Origin of the sequence: Microbacterium sp. SD291, assembly GCF_017355365.1 — a bacterium.
GTDB lineage: Bacteria > Actinomycetota > Actinomycetes > Actinomycetales > Microbacteriaceae > Microbacterium.
The window spans coordinates 129104-147804 of sequence record NZ_JADIJR010000002.1; the positions used below are offsets into that span (position 1 = coordinate 129104).

The following is an 18701-nucleotide window of genomic DNA, read 5'->3' on the forward strand; positions in this document are numbered from 1 at the left end:
GCGAGTATTGTGAACCCCGTGGTGAACTGGTTCTGGAATCGCGGGAAGTCTCCCAGGCGGACTCTGACGCTGCGCAGCCGCGGTGATCAGGGCGGCGCGACCAGGGTCGACTTCGCCGAAATGGCCCCGGAGCTGAACCGCTTCCTCGGTCAGGCCGCGTACCTGCAGCTCGGCTACTTCGAGACGCTCACCCGGCTCATCCGGGCGACGCCGGAGCTGGTCGAGAAGGAGGCGCTGTCGCGTGCGGCGGGCGCGGCGCTGACCAAGCACCGCGAGATCGTCGACCTGATCGCGCAGCGCGGCGACGACCCGACCACGATCATGCTCCCGTTCCGGGAGAACCTCGATGCGTTCCGCCGCAAGACCATCGGCGCGCGCCCGCGGGAGACGCTCCTGGCGGTGTACATCACGGCCGGGATGCTGGACGACTTCTACCTCGCGCTGGCGTCGAGCTACGGCGACACCGGTGCGCGCGTGGCAGAGATCCTCAGCGAGGACGACGACCGGCACGAGATCGTCGCGATCATCCAGGAGACGATCGAGAGCGACGAGGAGTGGCGCTCGCTGCTGTCGATGTGGGCCAGGCGCCTGGTCGGCGACACGATCCTGGTCTGCCGTTCGGCATTGCGACCCGAGCACCTCGCGGTGGTGGACGACGAGCGCATCGAGCCGGTGTACACCGAGCTGATGGGCGCCCACGCGCGGCGGATGGACGCGATGGGGCTCGCCTCCTAGCCGTCTGGCGGCGGGCGCTCAGATGCCGAGCGCTGCCCTCTTGTCGGCATCCGACCTGCGCCGGAGGACGACGATCGCCACCGTTGCGACGGCGGCCACGGCGACTCCGCCGAGGATGCTCGCGAGCCACAGCCAGATGCTGTCCTGACCGACCCCGGCCCACTGCAGCGCGGCGTACACGGCGCCGGCGACGGCGGTGGCGATCGCGGGCGTCACGACGACGCCGCGCAGCTCACGACCGCCGATCAGGAAGTGGGCGCCGATGCCGAGAGCGCACGCTCCGATGAGTGCGAGGAGGATGTACATCCCGGGCTCAGGCGACGAAGCCGACTCGCCGCGACTCCTCGGTGCCGAGCTCGATGTACGCGAGGTTCGCGGTCGGCACGACGTAGGAGTTGCCCTTGACGTCGGCGAAGCTCACGTGCGCCGTGCCCTGTTCCAGAGCCGCGGTCACCTGGCTGCGGACGTCGTCTGCGCTCGCTGCGGTCTCGAAGCTCAGCTCGCGGCCGGTGTTGATGATGCCGATGCGGATTTCCACGCGTTGCTCCCTGCGGTTTGATGCGACGTCGGACGTCGAGGACTGCGCCCAACTCTACCGTGGGGGAGCGGGGAGGGATCGGTCGCAGCCGGCTGTTTCGCCGTGAGCGCACAGCCGCGGACGCGCCCGGCGGGCGGCCGATGTCGGCATGCCCCAGTAGCGTGGGTGACATGACACAGGACGCCGCTCAGGACGCCGTGGTCGGCGCCGCGGTGGCGGCGTCAGGGGTGATCATCGGGGCGCCGGGAACAGGCAAGACCCGCACGCTCATCGACCGCGTCGTGCACCTTCTCGGCGCGGAGTCGATGCGTCCTGAGGAGCTCCTGGTGCTGACGCCCAGCCGGCAGGCGGCGACCTCGCTGCGCGATCGCATCGGCGTGCGGATCGCCCAGGCGACGCCAGGGCCGCTCGCCCGCTCTCTCGGCTCTTTCGCGTTCCAGCTCGTCCGGGGGGCGATGGTGCGCAGGGGAGAGGAGCCGCCGGCGCTGCTCACCGGAGCCGATCAGGACCGGCTGGTCGCCGAACTGCTCGCCGGCGACGCCGACGACCGGCTGATCGCCTGGCCCGAGGCGCTGAGCCCATCCGTCCGCGCCTCCCGAGGATTCCGCTCGGAGCTGCGCGCGTTCGTCGCGGAGTGCGCCGAGCTCGGCGCGCATCCGGCCGAGCTGCGGGCCACGGGGGACGAGACGTGGGCCGCTGTCGCCGAGTTCCTCGTCGAGTACCGGACGGTGCTCGACTCCGCCCGCTCGGCCCACCGCGACGCCGCCGATCTGCTCGCGGAGGCCTGCACGATCCTGCAGACGGCGGATGCCGTCGATCTCGGCCCCCTCGCCGGCCTCCGGGTCGTGCTCATCGACGACGCCCAGGAGCTCACCCGAGGGGGAGTCGCGGTGGTCCAGGCGCTGCGGGCGCGGGGCGTCGCCGTGCTGGCGTTCGGCGATCCGGACATCTCGTCCGGGACGTTCCGCGGCGCGAGCCCCGAGCTCTTCGCCCAGCTGGCCGGAGCCCTGGGGGATGTGCACGTGCTGGATTCATCGCATCGCCAGGCCCCTGCGCTCACGCACCTCACCCGCACGGTCACACAGGCGATCGGCGTGGCGGGGCGCGTCGAGCATCGGCGTCCGCCGATGCCGGTCCCCGCGGAGGAGACGGATGCCGTGCTCGCCACGTTCATCGCCGCGTCCCCGTACGAAGAGCTCGACCGCGTCGCCGGCGTCATGCGCGACTGGCATCTCGGCGGCGGCGTCCCGTGGGACCGGATGGCCGTGATCGCGCACGACACCAGGCAGGTCACGCAGCTCGAGGCGGAGCTCGCCGCACGCGAGGTGCCGACGAGAGCGGCCGGTGTGCAGCGTCCGCTCGGCAGCGAGACCGCCGTCCGCGATATCGTCGGCATCGTGCGGCTCGCGCTCACGCCGGTCGGCGAGCGCACGCCGCAGGCGCTCGAGGAGGCGCTGCGCACGCCCTTCGGCGGCATGGATGCGATCGGGCTGCGCCGGCTGCGCGCCCGGCTGCGGCACATCGAGCTGGAGCAGGGCGGCTCCACCCCGGCGCGGGAGCTGCTCCGCCAGGCGTTCGCCGCTCCCGATCACTTCACACTGATCGACTCCGCCGAATCCCGCACGGCCGCGCGCTTCGCGCAGGCGATCGCCGAGGTCGCCGAGGGGGCAGCGCGGGGAGAGACGATCCACGACCTGCTCTGGCGGGTGTGGGACCAGGCGCGTGCGGTCGACGGGCGCCGCCTTCACGTCGCATGGCGCGAGATGTCGTTGCAGGCGGCCGGTGCCGAGACGGCCAGGGCTCTCGATGCCCTGGTCGCGCTGTTCGACGCGGCCAAGCGGTTCGTCGAGCGCCGGCCGAACGAGAACCCCGAGATCTTCGTCCGCGACATCCTCGACAGCGAGGTGCCTGAGGACTCCCTCTCCAGCCCCGAGCGCCCCGGCAGGGTCACGCTGCTCACTCCGGCCACGGCGCTCGGAACCGAGTTCGACGCGGTCGTGGTCGCCGGCGTGCAGGACGGTGTGTGGCCGAACGTCCGGCTGCGCGGAGGGATGCTGCAGACCTGGCGCCTCGCCGATGCGCTCCACGCCTCGCGCACCGGGGCCGCGAGCGAGCCGCCAGGGGCGCTGGACCGGCGTCGCGCGGCGCTCCACGACGAACTGCGGCTGTTCGTGCGCGCCGTGTCACGCGCCCGTCGTCGCCTGCTGATCACCGCTGTCGACGACGACGACATGACCCCGAGTCCGTTCTTCGCGTTCCTGCCGCAGCCGGATCCGCCGGAGCTGCACGTCTCGGCCGATCATCCGCTCACGCTGCGGGGACTCGTCGCCAGGCACCGGCGGACGCTGACGACGTCCGCGTCCGACCGCGCGCGGGCGGAGGCGGCGGCCCAGCTCGCCGTGCTCTCCCGCGAGGCGGTCCCCGGCGCCGACCCGGCTGACTGGTACGGAGTGACCCCGCCGTCGACGCTGGCGCCGCTGCGCGACCTCACGGTCGACGCGGCGCGCGTGTCGCCGTCCAAGATGGAGTCCTACGAGGAATGCGGCCTGAACTGGGCGGTGTCGGCACTCGGCGGCGACACCGTGATGCCGCCGACTGCCGGGATCGGCACGATCGTGCACGAGGCGATGGAGCGGGTGCCGGACGGCGACCTCGAGCGGATGCGCGCGATCGTCGCGGAGCACTGGCCTGAGCTCGACTTCGAGACCGAGTGGATCGGGCGCAAGGAGCGGCGCCGCGCCGACATGTTCGTCGACCGGCTGCACACCTATCTCGGTGACGTGCAGCGTGACGGCGGACGCGCGCTCGCGAGCGAGGTGGAGTTCCGCTTCGCGGTGGACCTCGCCGGGGAGACCGGCGACGCGGATGCTGTCGACGGGGAACGCGTCCCTGCGGTGCATCCGGTCGGCGAGGAGCGCGGGAACCAGGCCCTCATCCACGGCTATATCGACCGTGTCGAGATCTACCCGCCCGGCGCGGGCGATCACGGCCACGCCCGCGGGCAGAAGTGGCAGTCGATCGGTGCGGATGCCGGAGGACGCGAGCGCGTGGTCGTGGTCGACCTCAAGACCGGGAAGTCGGACCCGGAGTCGGATTCCGGCGTGATCGAGCACGCGCAGCTCGCGGCATATCAGATCGCCGTGCAGCAGGGGCTGATCGAGGGCGCGGCCCCCGACGCCCTCGCGGGTGCGCGCCTCGTGATCGTGTCGAAGACCCTCGCGAAGAGCGACTATCGGATCGCTCATCAGCACACCCTCGACGACGAGGGGCGCAGCGCCTTCCTCCGGCGGGTGGCGGAGGCCGCGCGCGGGATGTCGGCGTCGAGCTTCACCGCCCAGGTCGAATCGCACTGCGCCGACACCCAGCGGCGGGTGAACCCGTGCCGCATCCACACGGTGCCGGCGGTGAGCGCATGAGCATGACGACGGATACCAGCGTGGTCGCGGAGGGCGCCTGGGCTGGCGTACTGGAGATCAGCGCCACCGACGTCGCGGCGGCGCTCGGCCAGCCGATGCCGACCCCGGCGCAGCAGCGCGTGATCGAGGCTCCTCCCGCCCCAGCGCTGGTCGTCGCCGGCGCCGGCAGCGGCAAGACCGAGACGATGTCCGGGCGCGTCGTGTGGCTCGTCGCGAACGGCCACGTCAGACGCGATGAGATCCTCGGGCTCACGTTCACGCGCAAGGCTGCCGGTGAGCTCGCCGAGCGGATCGGCGCGCGCCTCGCCCTGATCGACGAGTACGGCCGCCGTGGCCTGCTGCCGCACCTGCCGGGGATCGTCGCCTCCGGTGCGCTTCAGCGCATCGACGACGCTGCCCCGGGGCGTCAGCGCGAGGTCGTGCGCAGGCACGTCCTCGACGAGCTCGCACAGCGCCACGCGACGGGCTGGGATCCGGCTGCTCCCCGGGCGGCTGAGGACCTGATGATCCGGCCGCGCGTGTCGACCTACAACGCGTTCGCCGACGGGATCGTGCGAGAGCACGCCGCCCGGATCGGCCGCGACGCCGATGTCGCGATGCTCAGCCAGGCGGCGTCATGGATGCTCGCCCGCGAGGTCGTGCTCCGGTCCGACCTTCCGGACCTCGAGGGGATCGACTACGCGCTCGGCACCGTGATCGACGCGGTCCAGCGGCTCGCGGGCGATGTCCTCGATCACCGGGTCGACCTCGACCTGGCAGTGCGGATCGCGCGCGATCAGGCGCGCGAGTTCGAGCCGTACCGCAGCAACGGCGACGTCGACAAGGCTGCGACGAACCTGCTCAGCCTGCCGGTGCTGACACAGCTGGTGCGCGATTACACCGCCGAGAAGGAGCGCCGCGGGGTCCTCGACTTCGCCGACCAGGTCGGCGGGGCCTACGACATCATCGAGACGGCGCCGGACGTGCGCGCCGAACTCCGAGAGCAGCATAGGGTCGTGCTCCTCGACGAGTATCAGGACACCTCGGTCATCCAGACGCGCTTCCTCGCCGAGCTGTTCCGGGATTCGGCCGTGATGGCCGTCGGCGACCCGCACCAGTCGATCTACGGCTGGCGCGGCGCGAGCGCAGACAACCTGTATGCGTTCTCGAGCGCCTTCGCGAGCAGCGCGGACGCGCAGACGTACAGCCTGATGACCAGCTGGCGCAACGACCGCAGCATCCTCGACATCGCCAATCGCGTGCTCGTGCCGCTGCGGCGGCCGGGGCTCGACGTCCCGCCGCTCGAGCCCCGCCCCGGGGCCGCACCGGGCGCGGTCGACGTGCGCTTCCCGTTCACGGTCGACGACGAGGCCGACGAGGTCGCGGCGTGGTTCGCCGAGCGCCGCGCCGCCCACGGCGATGCGGCCGACGGCGCGCATGATGTCTCCTCCCACGATGCGACGGCCCACACCGGCGCGATCCTGTTCCGCTCGAAGAAGCACATGCAGACGTTCGCGGCCGCCCTCGCGGCGCGCGGCATCCCGCATCGCATCCTGGGTCTGGGCGGGCTGCTCACCACGCCGGAGGTCGTCGACGTCGTCTCCACGCTCCGGGTCGTGCACGACCCGACCGCGGGGTCGGCGCTGATCAGGCTGCTCACCGGCCCCCGGTTCGGCGTGGGAGTGGCCGACATGGCGGCGCTCTACGACCTCGGCCGCACGCTGTCCGAGCGCGACACCTCGATGATGCCCCTGCCGGAGGAGGTGCGGCTGCGGCTTCGCTCCTCGCGCGGCGCCGACGAGGCCGTGTCGATCATCGACGCGGTCGACGTGGTGCGCGCCGTGCGGGACGACTACCGGATGCTGGAGGCCATCAGCCCGGAAGGGAGAGCACGGATCCGCGCGGCAGGCGAGATGCTCGAGCGCCTGCGCCGCGCGTCCTCGCAGCCGATCCCCGAGCTCATCCGCCTGATCGAGCTCGAGCTCCGGCTGGACATCGAACTCGCGGCGAACGAGACCCGCGGCCCGGCGAGAATCGCAGCGACCCAGCTCCGGGCATTCTCGGACGAGGTGCGCGCGTTCCTCACCGCCGACGAGCGGGGCACGATCGGCAGTCTCCTCGCCTGGCTGGACAAGGCCGAGAGCACCGACGAGCTGATGCCGCGCCCCGAGCCGCCGGAACGGGGCGTCGTCCAGCTGCTGACGATCCACGGGTCCAAGGGCCTGGAATGGGATGCCGTGGCCGTCGTGCGGCTCGTCGCCGACGAGCTGCCCAGCCGCGTGTCCGACACCTCGGGATGGTTCGGGTTCGGCGTCGTGCCGTTCGCGCTCCGCGGAGACCGCGACGCTCTTCCTCGCTTCGAGTGGGATCCCGCCGACGCGATCGCCGGTGAGACCGATCCGAGGAAGCGGCAGGCGCTCGCGCAGTCGTCGCTGTCCGGCGGCGTCTCGAAGGCGAACCCGCAGGGAGGCGCACTCCGGCGGTTCAAGGACTCCTACCGGGCGTACCAGCAGCAGGAGGAGCGCCGGCTCGCCTACGTGGCGGTCACTCGCGCCCGCACCGACCTGCTGCTCACCGGGGCGCACTGGGCCGGGCAGAAGTCCCCACGGGTGCCCAGCCCGTATCTCGCCGAGGCCATGGAGGTGCTCGGGGTCGAGCCGGTCGAACAGGTCGACGCCGATCAGAACCCCTACGACGGGCCCGGGGCCACACTGGCCTGGCCTCTCGATCCACTCGGCGCCCGCCGCGGGGCCGTCGAATCGGCGGCGCACGCGGTCCGCGAGGCCGCCACGGCCGACCCTGCACCGACCGCAGAGCTGGCACGGCTCCTCGCCGAGCGCGCGGCCCGGCTGCGGGTGACGGATGCCGCGCCCCCCACTCGCGTCCCCGCCTCGCGTTTCAAGGACTACGTGACCGATTTCGGCGGAACGCTGTCGTCGATCGTGCGGCCGATGCCCGAGCGGCCGTACCGGCAGACCAGGCTGGGCACGCTGTTCCACGCCTGGGTGGAGCGGCGCAGCGAGATCGTCGGCGTGGGGACACGCATCGACGAGGCGCTCTGGGAGCTCGACGAGGATGAGCCCGTCGCCGACGTGTCATCCGCCGACGCAGCGGACCTCGCGACGCTCCAGGAGACCTTCGAGCGCAGCGAATGGGGTGCGCTGCGGCCCATCGCCGTCGAGATCGAGATCGACTTCGCGCTCGGCGGCACCGACGGCGGCACTGACAACCGCGAGGCGCACATCGTGATCTGCAAGCTCGATGCCGTGTTCCGGCGCGCTGACAGGGGCGGTCGCATCGAGATCGTCGACTGGAAGACCGGCAAGGCGCCGCGCACGCAGGCGGAGCGCGAGGAGCGGATGCTGCAGCTCGCCCTCTACCGGCTCGCCTACAACCGGCGGTTCGACGTGCCGCTGGATGAGATCGACGTCGCGCTCTACTACGTCGCGGACGACCTGGTGATCAGGGGCGACCGCGTCTACTCGGAGTCGGAGCTCTTCCAGCGCTGGAGCGCCGCCCGGGCCGCGCGCTGAGCTTCGTCTTCGGGCGAGTCCTCGTGATCCCGGTCGGCCGGCGGCGGCTCCCGGTGGATCGCGCGGCCCGCGTCGCCACGCCCGGCCACCCCGGCATCCCGCGGCGAATCCGGGGACTGCGCGTCGCGGATGGCAGACAGGTCCTCGGTCTCCAGCCGGCTCACCTCGGCACGGTAGGAATCCTCCGAGGACTGCTCGTCGGGCTCATCGTCGCGCCACAGCTCGTTCGGGTTGTAGGCGTCCGTCTGCATCGAGGTGTCCGCGCCGGACGCGGCACCGGCGGGCACGCGGTCGAGGGCCTCCAACGCGGAGTCGACGCCTTCGCTGCGGGCCGTGATCACGGTGAGGTCGTCGTTGCGCAGCCCGTCGGCGAGCGACTCGAGAAGGGCGGCCGCATCGTCGACGATGTCGGTTCGGCGCAGCGAGTCGCCGTGCACCAGCCACCGCGCGAACTCGAGCTCGGCGAGCAGGCGCGCCCGCACCTCGAGCGCGGGGTCCGGGACGCGGTCCGCCGTGCGGGCGTACGCGGTGTGCACGTCGCTCGCGGCATCCGGAGCAGCCGACAGCCACGCCATGTCGACGGCCGGATCGCCGACCGAGAGCGAATGCCAGCCGACCAGGCCGGTGACCTCGGGCCCCCGGTCCGGGTCGTCGTGGAAGATGAAAGAGGTCGCCTGGACGCCGCCGAGCACGACGGTCGACTCGAAACGCCACAGGTCGTCATCCGCGACGGCGTCGCGCCAGCGGACGGTCAGCCGGGCCGGAACCCGTCCGGTCGCGGCGGCTGCGTCGACGAGACGGTTCACCTCGTCGCGACTCTCCTGGGCGGAGCGAGTGAGGAGCCCTGCTCCGCGCACCACGGAGGTCGGCAGCGCGTGCACCGCGGCGATCGCGGCACCCATCGACTGGGCGGCGCCGGGGCCTGGCGGCACGAGCGCCGGTTCGATCTGGAATCCGGGGAGCAGCTCGGTGACCAGCGCCCTGGCATCGGCGAGACGCGTCTCTCCGATGTACTCGGGGGCACGGAAGGGCAGCATCGCCCGGGCGCCGGCCGTCAGGGCGCGCAGCGCGAGCGCCTCGGCTGACAGCTCCCTGGCCGCCTCGTCGTCGTCTGCCACGCGGATCGCCAGCTCACGACCGTCGGCGAGCGTGGCGACGGCGGAGTCGAAGCGCGCGTCGCCGGCGGCGGTCAGGGCGCGCGCACCCGTCACCTCGGCCCCGGGCAGTGCGGCTGTCACCGCCGCGGCTAGAGTGAAAGCAGAGCGTCCCATACCCCCAGGGTAGGCGGGCGCAGGGGCGGTCCCGCCTCCGCCACGCCCGTGAGAGAGCGAGTCGATGACCATTCCGCGCACGTCCCTCGACCGCGCCGCCGACCTGCGTGCGGAGACGGGTGTCCTCGACCGGCTCCGGGCCGATCCGAGCACCCGGGTCATCGCGGTCCGCGACGGCCGAGTGCGGGTCGCGGGCGATTCGCTGCTCAGAGTGCCGGCATCCGACGTCGAACAGGCGACCTGGGCGCTCCTCGGCCGAGCGGCCGACGGGGGCGCGATTCTGCTCGCGGTCCTGCCGCCGGAGACAGACAGCATCGACGCGGCTCCGGAGGAGACCTGGTTCGGACTGCGCGACGTGGGCGCGCGGCTGGATGCCGGCGATGCCGAGCTGCTGATCGCGGCGCTCGCACTCGGCGGCTGGCTCCGCGACGCCCCGTTCTGCCCGGCGTGCGGTGGCGGCACCGAGCTGCGCCAGGCCGGATGGTCGAGGCGCTGCCTGGTCTGCGGGCGGGAGCACTTTCCCCGGACAGACCCCGCGGTGATCGTGGCAGTCGAGAGCGCTGACGGCGACCGGCTGCTCCTCGGTGCGAACGCGAACTGGGGAGGACGGATGTACTCGTGCTTCGCCGGGTTCGCCGAGGCGGGCGAGTCGCTCGAGCAGACGGCGCACCGGGAGATCGAGGAGGAGGCCGGAGTCGTCCTCGGCTCGCTGCGCTATGTCTCCTCGCAGGCCTGGCCGTTCCCCCGCTCGCTGATGATCGGGTTCCGGGCCGTCGCCGTCGACGAGCGCGACGCCCGCGCGGACGGCGAGGAGATCATCGACGTCCGCTGGTTCTCGCGTGAGGAGATCGGCTCCGCGCTCGCGGGTGACGGGCCGGTCGGACTGCCGGGCCCCGCCTCGATCGCCCGCGCCCTGATCGTCGAGTGGCACGAGGAGCGCGCGTGAGCGCGCTGGAAGCGCTCGACGAACGGCAGCGGGAGGCGGCATCCGTGCTGCGCGGCCCTGTCGCCGTCCTCGCCGGGGCCGGCACAGGGAAGACCCGCGTGATCACGCACCGCATCGCACACGGAGTCGACACCGGCGCCTACTCGCCGTCACGGGTGATGGCCGTCACGTTCACTGCGAAGGCGGCCGGCGAGCTCCGCGGGCGGCTGCGGGCGCTCGGGGTGGAAGGCGTCGCGGCGCGCACGTTCCACGCGGCGGCGCTCGCACAGCTGAACTTCTTCTGGCCGACGCTCGCAGGTTCCCCCGCGCCGTCGATCATCGACAACAAGGTGAGGATGCTGGGGCAGGCCGCCGACGCGATGCGGCTGCGTCCGAGCACCGCGACGCTGCGCGACATCGCCTCCGAGATCGAATGGCGCAAGGTCTCGATGCTTTCGGTCGACCAGCACGCGGCGCTCGGGCGCACCGTGAGCGGCATCGACTCCACCGCGCTCGTCGAGCTGCAGCAGCGGTACGAGGCGCTGAAGGACGAGCGGCACCAGCTCGACTTCGAAGACGTGCTCCTCGCCTGCGCGGGGATGCTCGAGGCCGAGCCGCGGGTCGCGGCGTCGGTGCACGAGCAGTACCGCCACTTCACCGTCGACGAGTTCCAGGACGTGTCGCCGCTGCAGAACCGCCTCTTGGAGCTGTGGCTCGGCGACCGCAGGGACATCTGCGTGGTCGGCGACGCGAGTCAGACGATCTACTCGTTCGCCGGCGCGGAGCAGCGGTTCCTGCTCGAGTTCGGGCGGCGCCACCCCGATGCGACCGTCGTGCGCCTGGAGACGAACTACCGTTCGCAGGCGCCCATCCTCGCCGCGGCCAACGCGCTGATGCGCGGGCGCCCCGGTGCGCTCGAGCTCGTCCCCGCGCGGGACTCGTTCTCGGCCGACGCCCCGACCGTCACCGCGTACGACACCGAGCGCGAAGAGGCCGAGGGCGTCGCCAGGTCGATCGCCGCGCGCATCGAGGCCGGCGCCTCACCCGCCGACATCGCGGTGCTGTACCGTGCACACGCCCAATCGGCCGCGCTGCAGCAGGCGCTCGCCGCCGAAGGGATCCCCACGACGGTGCTGGGCGGCACGCGGTTCTTCGCCATGCCCGAGGTGCGCCAGGCGATCCTCGCGCTGCGGGCGGCCGCCGTGTCGCCGACCGAGCACGGCTTCCTTCCCGGCGTCCAGCGCGTGCTGCGCGAGCTCGGCCTGACCGAGGAGCCGCCGGCGGCCGGCGGCGCCCAGCGCGACGGCTGGGAGGCGCGCCGTGCGATCCTCCGCCTGGCGGAGGACGCAGGACCGCAGGAGACCCTTCGGACCTTCAGCGATGCGCTGATGGCGCGGGCGAAGGACCAGCACGAGCCGACCATGCGCACGGTGACGCTGTCGACGCTGCACGCCGCGAAGGGTCTGGAATGGCCGCATGTGCACCTCGCCGGCTGGGCCGAGGGTGCGCTGCCGATCTCCTACGCGACCGGCTTCGAGGCGATCGACGAGGAGCGCCGGCTCGCCTACGTCGGCGTCACGCGGGCCGCGCGTACGCTCTCGCTGTCGTGGTCGCGCTCGGCTGGGAGAGGGGAGCGGGCTCCTTCCCGTTTCCTCGCAGAGATGGGGACCACAGCTCGCGGCACCGGCATTCTTCGTGAAACGTCACCGAACGCCACACGCGCTCGCCGTCCGCAGTGATCTCGACGCAGGACCCGTCTGCGTCGGGCCTGGCGAGGATCCTCGCGGCCAGCGTCGCGGCCTCGGCGATCCGCGCGGCACTGACCCTGGCATCGCCCCGGCCGATGAGCTGCGCGTGCATGCGCGGCCAGGCCGCATCGCGATCGCGCTCATGGCAGTCGCGGCAGGTGAGGCAGGGTGAGGCTCCCGGGACGACCAGCGGGCCGATGCTCGTCCGGCCGCGCTCGATCGCGACCGGCAGGTGCGGCGTGTCCTCGCGGAGATAGCGAGCCAGCTGCAGTGCGGCGGCGGCGCCCTGAACGAGGATCACGCCGACGTGATGCCGGTCGGAGCGGTCGCCCGCGGGAACGCCCTCGTCGGCCAGCGCCTCGCGCATGCGGTACTCGCTTCTCCCGTCCGAGAGGTCGATGCTCTCCACCCAGGCCGCCCGCGCAGCGGCGGGATCGTCGACGAGCAGCGGCTGAAGGCGTGCGAGCAGCATGCGCGCCTCCTGCCGCGGCGCACCCGCGGCGTGGGCGAGCACATCGAAGGAGCCGCGTCGGAATCCGGCCGCCATCCGCGTCAGCAGCGGCTCGACCCACGGGGCCGCGACGCTCACGCGGAGATCGCCGTCCACGCCGAACTGCAGCGTGTCGCCATCCCGCCAGAGCAGCGGCACAGCAGGGTCGAGGCGGGTGATCGTCTTCGGCGTCAGCGGCGGCATTCCCCGATTCTGGGCACTCAGGGGTCGTCGTGGGGGCCGAAACAGGCATCCGTGGACAAGATCACGTCCTGTCCACGGATGTGCAGAGGGAGTGGCTCAGACCGGGCGGTCGCCGCCCGGTCCCGATTCGCCACGATCCTCATCGGCGTCATCACCATCCGCTTCGGCACCGGTGCCGTCCGCGCTCTCCTCGGCGAAGTCGTCGCCGTCGAGCAGGCGCGCCAGCGCCTCGTCGAACTCGTCGGCGGCGGGCTGCTCTCCGCGCGCGACCGCCTGCAGGCGCGCGACCAGAGCGGACGGATCGTCGATGTCCTCGGGTGTCGGCATCAGGTCGGGGTAGTCCCACAGCGCGTCACGACCTGCTGCGCCGACGGCATCCGTCACCGCCTGCCACATCGCCGACGCCTCGCGCAGGCGGCGCGGGCGCAGCTTCAGCCCGACCAACGCGCCGAGTGCGTCCTCTGCCGGTCCGCCGACAGCGCGCCGACGGCGGGCGGCCTCTGCGATCCTGGCGCCGTCGGGGAGCCGGGAGGTCGCCTGTGCGGTGACGACGTCGACCCAGCCGTCGATCGTGGCGACGAGGTTCTCCAGCCGCGCGAGCGCCTCACGCTGCGCCTCCGTCTGCGCGGGGAGGAGGGCGCCGCCCTCTATCGCCGCACGCAGTTCTTCCGGATCGGAGGGGTCGAGCCTGCTGGCGACGTCCTCCAGCGCGTCCACATCGACCGTGACGCCGCGGGCGAAGTCGGTGATCTGCGCCATCACGTGCAGGTGCAGCCACTTCGCGTGACGGTACAGGCGCGCGTACGCGAGTTCGCGCGTCGCCAGGTACAGCGCGATCTGGTCCTCGGGGATCTCCAGGCCCTCGCCGAAGGCGGTGAGGTTCTGCGGGATCACCGCAGCGGTGCCGGCGGGGAGCACCGGGATGCCCACGTCGCCGCCCGACACGACCTCGAGGGAGAGGTTGCCGAGCACCTGGCCGAACTGCGCGGCGAACACGGAGCCGCCGAGCCCGCGCATCAGCTTGCCCGCACCCTCGACGACGCCGCGCATCTCCTCGGGCACCTGGGTGCCGAGCGCGGTCGTGAGCGCATCAGCGATGCTCGTCGACACCGGGCCCGCGATCTCCTTCCACACCGGGAGGGTCGCCTCGACCCATTCGCCGCGGGTCATCGCCCTGGGGCTCTCCGAGAGCTCCGAGATCGTGGTGGCCTCGCCGAGCCAGAGGTTCGCCAGCGCGAACGAGTCGGCGAGCGACGTGCGCGCGCCGTCGGAGATGCCGAGACCGTCGCGATTGGAGATGTGCAGCGCGTGCTTGAGCGCGTTCTCCCACGGGTCGGCGCCGAAGGCCCCCTGCAACTGGGACATGATCGTCTGCATCATCGCCGGGTCGAGCTGGAGGCCCTCCATTCCGGAGAACGCGTTCCTGAGTGCCTCCGGGTCGATGTCACCGGCGCCCTGGCCGGACATCATGCGTCGGAGGAACTCCTGGAAGTCCTCGGGGTTCGGGTCGTTGTCTGCCATCTCGATCGCCCTCTCAGCACGCCTATAGCCGTGGCATCTACGCTAGTCACCGGGACAGGTGTGCGACCCAGAAGCGAGCAGATCGCTGTACGCCGCCCGCGAACGACGGAGGACTGCTGTGGATCGGACCCGGCCTGTGAAGCTCGGACTCGGAGTCTGGGCGCTGGTCGTCGCGCTGATCGCGCTCGCCGTGCTGACCTTCCTGCCCACGCCCTACGTGATCCAGCGACCTGGGCCCGTGTACGACACGCTCGGCACCGCGGCGGGCACCGACGGCGAGCAGGTGCCGCTCATCAAGGTCGAGGGCGCGGAGACCTTCGAGACGGAGGGTTCCCTCGACCTCACGACGGTGCAGGTCATCGGCAACAGGGAGCGGACGCCGAGCTGGTTCGAGCTGGCTCTGGCCTGGACCGACTCGTCGCGCGCGGTCGTCCCCCTCGACTCCGTGTTCCCCGCGGGTGTCACCAGCGAGCAGCGCGATGAGCGCAACGCCACCCTGATGGTCGACTCGCAGCACGAGGCGACAGCCGCCGCACTGAACGAGCTCGGCTACGACACGGGCGCGCAGGTCGTCGTGGTCGAGACGGTCGAGGACATGCCGGCCGACGGCATCCTCGAGGCGGATGACGTCGTCACCGCGGTCGACGGCACGGAGGTGACCTCGGCCAAGCAGCTCAGGCAGGCGATCCAGGATGCCGAGGGGCAGCCGGTCGAGCTCACCGTGCTCCGCGCCGGCGAGGAGCAGACCGTCGAGGTCGCACCCGAGAAGCACACCGAGGGCGGTGAGACGACGTGGCTGGTCGGCATCACGCTGCGCACCGACTACGACTTCGAGATCGACGTCACGATCCAGCTCGACAACGTCGGCGGACCCAGTGCCGGCATGATGTTCGCGCTCGGGATCATCGACACTCTCACGGAGGGTCCGCTCAACGGGGGAGAGGACATCGCCGGCACCGGCACGATCGAGGCCGACGGCACGGTCGGCCCGATCGGCGGCATCCGCCAGAAGCTCTACGGGGCAAGCGGTGCCGGAGCCGAGTACTTCCTCGCGCCGGAGGCGAACTGCGACGAGGTCGCGGGTCACATCCCGGACGGGCTGACCGTGATCAGCACCGCGACGCTCGACGACGCCCTCGCCGCGCTCGCGGCGATCGCGGACGGCGGCGACGTCGACGCGCTGCCGACCTGCGAGGCCGCCGCGAGCTGAGGCGCTCAACCCCGCCGACCACCGTGACCTCCCCGTGATCGGTATGGAAGCCGCCGCATAGCAGGCGTGCCTAGGATGGGACCGTGACTTCGACCTCCGCTCCGAATCCGGCCACGCCTCGAACCTCACGAAGAATATTCGGCATCTCGCTGGCGCTCATCGCCGCGCTGATCGCGGCGTTCTTCGTCTTCTCGTCGCTCTACACCGAGTTCCTCTGGTACGACCAGGTGGGCTTCACCGGTGTGCTCACCACCCAGTGGATCGCCACGGCGGTGATGTTCGCCGTGGGCTTCCTCGGCATGGCCGTGCCCCTGTTCGTCGCGATCCAGCTGGCGTACCGGCTCCGCCCTGTGTACGTCCGCCTCAGCTCGCAGCTGGACCGCTACCAGGAGGTCATCGAGCCGCTGCGCCGGCTCTCGATGTGGGGCATGCCGATCTTCTTCGGCCTGTTCGCCGGCTTCTCCGCCGCGGCGCAGTGGAAGACCGTGTGGCTGTGGGCCAACGGCGTGGCGACCGACGCGGTGGACCCGCAGTTCGGCCTCGACACCGGGTTCTACATGTTCGCGATGCCGTTCTACTCGGCTCTGCTCGCCTTCGTGTCGGCGGTGCTGCTGCTCAGCCTCCTGGTCACCGCGCTGGTGTCGTACCTGTACGGCTCCGTGCGGGTCGGGCAGGGCGAGCTGCGGATCTCGAAGCCGGCACGCATCCAGCTCGCTGTGATCGCCGGGCTCTACCTGCTGGTGCAGGCCGCCAGCCTCTGGCTCGATCGCTACAAGACGCTCGTCGCTGAGGACGACCGCATCACCGGTGCCGCGTACACCGGCGCGAACGCGACGATCCCCGGCCTCGCGATCCTGGCGATCATCGCCGCGCTCGTCGCGATCCTGTTCTTCGTCACCGCGGTGATCGGGCGCTGGCGGTTCCCGCTCGCGGCGACCGCGCTGCTCATCGTCGCCTCCCTGGTCGTCGGCGTCGGCTACCCCTGGGCGGTCGACACTTTCCAGGTGGGCCCGAACCAGAACGCGCTGCAGGCGGAGTACTACCAGCGGAACATCGACGGCACCAAGGAGGCGTACGACGTCGCCGACCTCGAGACCACGCCGTTCACGGCCGAGACGAACGCCGAGGCGGGGCAGCTCCGCGAGGACGCGGCGACCACGGCATCCATCCGCATCGTCGATCCGAAGGTGATCAGCCCGACCGTGCGGCAGCTGGAGCAGTACCGCGGCTACTACCAGTTCCAGCAGACGCTCGACGTCGACCGCTACGAGATCGACGGCGTGATGCAGGACACCGTGGTGTCGGTGCGCGACCTCGACATGAACGGCGTCGACGTCGGCAACTGGAACAACCGGGCGGCCGTGTACACGCACGGCTACGGACTGGTCGCCGCAGCCGGCAACCAGCGCACTGGCAACGGCGAGCCGGTGTTCCTCGAGCGCGGCATCCCGTCGTCCGGCTTCCTGACGGAGACCGAGAAGTTCGAGCCGCGGGTGTACTTCGGCGAGACCTCTCCCGAGTACTCCATCGTGGGCGCCCCGGAGGGCGTGGACCCGGTCGAGATCGACTACCCGCGCGGCAAGGACGGCTCCAACGAGACGAAGACGACGTTCGAGGGCGACGGCGGTCCCCGCATCGGCGACACGTTCACCAAGCTCCTCTACGCCCTGAAGTTCCAGTCCGAGCAGATCCTGTTCTCGAACCTCGTGAACGGGGACTCGCAGATCCTGTACGACCGCGACCCGAAGACGCGCGTGCAGAAGGTCGCGCCGTACCTCGAGCTCGACAGCGACCCGTACCCGAGCGTCGTGGACGGCCGCATCGTCTGGATCATCGACGGCTACACCACGAGCTCGACGTACCCGTACTCGACGAGCGTGAGCCTCTCGGATGCGATCGCCGACTCGAACATCCCGACTCCGACGCTCGCGATCGACGAGATCAACTACATCCGCAACTCCGTCAAGGCCACCGTCGACGCGTACGACGGCTCGGTCACGCTGTACGCGTGGGACGACGAGGACCCGGTCCTCGAGGCCTGGCAGAAGATCTACCCGACGACTGTCGAGCCGATCAGCGAGATGTCGGGCGATCTGATGAGCCACGTGCGCTACCCGACCGACCTGTTCAAGGTGCAGCGGGAGATCCTCGGGACCTATCACATCGACAAGGCGGGCTCCTTCGCTCAGCAGGACAACCGCTGGCAGACGCCGGACGACCCTCGCGAGGAGTCGCAGCTGCAGCCGCCGTACTACCTGACCATGCAGATGCCGGGCCAGGATTCGCCGCGGTTCTCGATGTTCTCGACGTTCATCCCGTCGTCGCAGGGCGGGAACAACCGCGACGTTCTGATGGGCTACCTCGCGGTGGACTCGGATGCCGGGGCGGACGCGGGCAAGAAGGCCGAGGGCTACGGGCAGCTGCGGATGCTCGAGATCGACACCGACACGACGGTCCCGGGACCAGGGCAGGTGCAGAACACCTACAACTCGGACACCGCGGTGGTGCCGCAGCTGAACCTTCTGCAGCAGGGCGAGTCGCAGGTTCTCTACGGCAACCTGCTGACACTGCCGGTCGGCGGCGGCCTGCTCTACGTGCAGCCGGTCTACGTCCAGTCGTCCGAGGGCACCAAGCTGCCTCGGCTGCAGAAGGTCCTGGTCGCCTTCGGCGACAAGGTGGCCTTCGAGGACACGCTCACCGCGGCGCTGGACAAGCTGTTCGGCGGCGATGCGGGAGCGACCGGCGGTGACGACGAGGTCGAGCCGACCGAGCCGGATCCGGACGGCGGCGAGACCCCGGATCCCGACGAGGGCGCGACCCCGACGGAGCCGACGGATGCCATGGCCGAAGCCCTCGCAGCGGCCCAGCAGGCGCTGACCGATCGCGAGGCGGCTCTCCGGGAGGGCGACCTGACGAAGTTCGCCGAGGCCGACAAGCGGCTCACGGACGCGGTCGAGACGCTGCTCGAGCTGGAAGCGGCCGCAGGGGAGTAGCGGAACGGCCGGCTGCACCGGCGGTGTGATCACGGAAGAAGGCGGATGCTCTGCGGAGCATCCGCCTTCTTCGCGTCATGCGGGACCGTGCCGGGGCCGCGAATCGATCTGCCTGACGACACCGATCTGCCTGACGAC

At 71.4% G+C, this 18701-nt stretch carries 11 protein-coding genes; 7 read left to right on the top strand and 4 right to left on the bottom strand.

The annotated features are described in order from the left end of the window. The first annotated feature begins 18 nt into the window (after nt 1-18). The gene (locus IPV10_RS02095; protein ID WP_207479901.1) at nt 19-735 is read left to right on the top strand and encodes a ferritin-like fold-containing protein; all 717 of its coding nucleotides are present in this window, start codon (nt 19-21) and stop codon (nt 733-735) included. A gap of 18 nt (nt 736-753) precedes the next feature. Here IPV10_RS02095 and IPV10_RS02100 read toward each other — a convergent pair whose 3' ends face one another. Together IPV10_RS02100 and IPV10_RS02105 are read right to left on the bottom strand one after the other, a co-directional pair. Beyond that, on the bottom strand, nt 754-1041 hold the full coding sequence (locus tag IPV10_RS02100) for a hypothetical protein (protein ID WP_207479903.1): 288 nt from the start codon (nt 1039-1041) through the stop codon (nt 754-756). A 7-nt stretch (nt 1042-1048) separates the two neighbouring features. Next, nucleotides 1049-1273, bottom strand: a complete 225-nt coding sequence (locus IPV10_RS02105) for a DUF3107 domain-containing protein (RefSeq protein WP_207479905.1) — start codon at nt 1271-1273, stop codon at nt 1049-1051. 170 nt (nt 1274-1443) lie between these two features. On the opposite strand from IPV10_RS02105, the gene IPV10_RS02110 reads away from it, so the two are divergent. Both IPV10_RS02110 and IPV10_RS02115 read left to right on the top strand, forming a co-directional pair. Next, nucleotides 1444-4689 (top strand): ATP-dependent DNA helicase, encoded by a 3246-nt coding sequence (locus IPV10_RS02110; protein WP_207479907.1) that lies wholly within the window; start codon nt 1444-1446, stop codon nt 4687-4689. Between the two features lie 2 nt (nt 4690-4691). Next, nucleotides 4692-8201, top strand: coding sequence for a UvrD-helicase domain-containing protein (locus IPV10_RS02115; protein WP_374192214.1), 3510 nt, complete (start codon nt 4692-4694; stop codon nt 8199-8201). Here IPV10_RS02115 and IPV10_RS02120 read toward each other — a convergent pair. Further along, nucleotides 8147-9472: a phosphotransferase gene (locus IPV10_RS02120; RefSeq protein ID WP_242684526.1), complete on the bottom strand. Its 1326-nt coding sequence runs from the start codon at nt 9470-9472 to the stop codon at nt 8147-8149. The two genes, IPV10_RS02115 and IPV10_RS02120, sit on opposite strands and share 55 nt — an antisense overlap. 64 nt (nt 9473-9536) lie before the next feature. Here IPV10_RS02120 and nudC point away from each other — a divergent pair, with 64 nt between their 5' ends. Continuing rightward, the gene (gene nudC, locus IPV10_RS02125) at nt 9537-10418 is read left to right on the top strand and encodes an NAD(+) diphosphatase (protein ID WP_207479912.1); all 882 of its coding nucleotides are present in this window, start codon (nt 9537-9539) and stop codon (nt 10416-10418) included. Continuing rightward, on the top strand, nt 10415-12136 hold the full coding sequence (locus IPV10_RS02130; protein WP_207479914.1) for an ATP-dependent helicase: 1722 nt from the start codon (nt 10415-10417) through the stop codon (nt 12134-12136). Before nudC ends, IPV10_RS02130 begins: the two co-directional genes overlap by 4 nt. Nucleotides 12137-12935: 799 nt before the next feature. Here the strand turns inward: IPV10_RS02130 and IPV10_RS02135 are convergent. Beyond that, entirely contained in the window at nt 12936-14360 is a 1425-nt protein-coding gene (locus IPV10_RS02135) for a zinc-dependent metalloprotease (RefSeq protein ID WP_207479916.1), read from the bottom strand. Nucleotides 14361-14478: 118 nt separating this feature from the next. On the opposite strand from IPV10_RS02135, the gene IPV10_RS02140 reads away from it, so the two are divergent. After that, nucleotides 14479-15570, top strand: a complete 1092-nt coding sequence (locus tag IPV10_RS02140; protein WP_207479918.1) for a PDZ domain-containing protein — start codon at nt 14479-14481, stop codon at nt 15568-15570. Between the two features lie 83 nt (nt 15571-15653). Further along, nucleotides 15654-18563 carry a UPF0182 family protein gene (locus IPV10_RS02145; protein ID WP_207479920.1) on the top strand — a complete coding sequence of 970 codons (2910 nt, stop codon included), beginning with the start codon at nt 15654-15656 and terminating at the stop codon, nt 18561-18563. Nucleotides 18564-18701 lie beyond the last annotated feature (138 nt).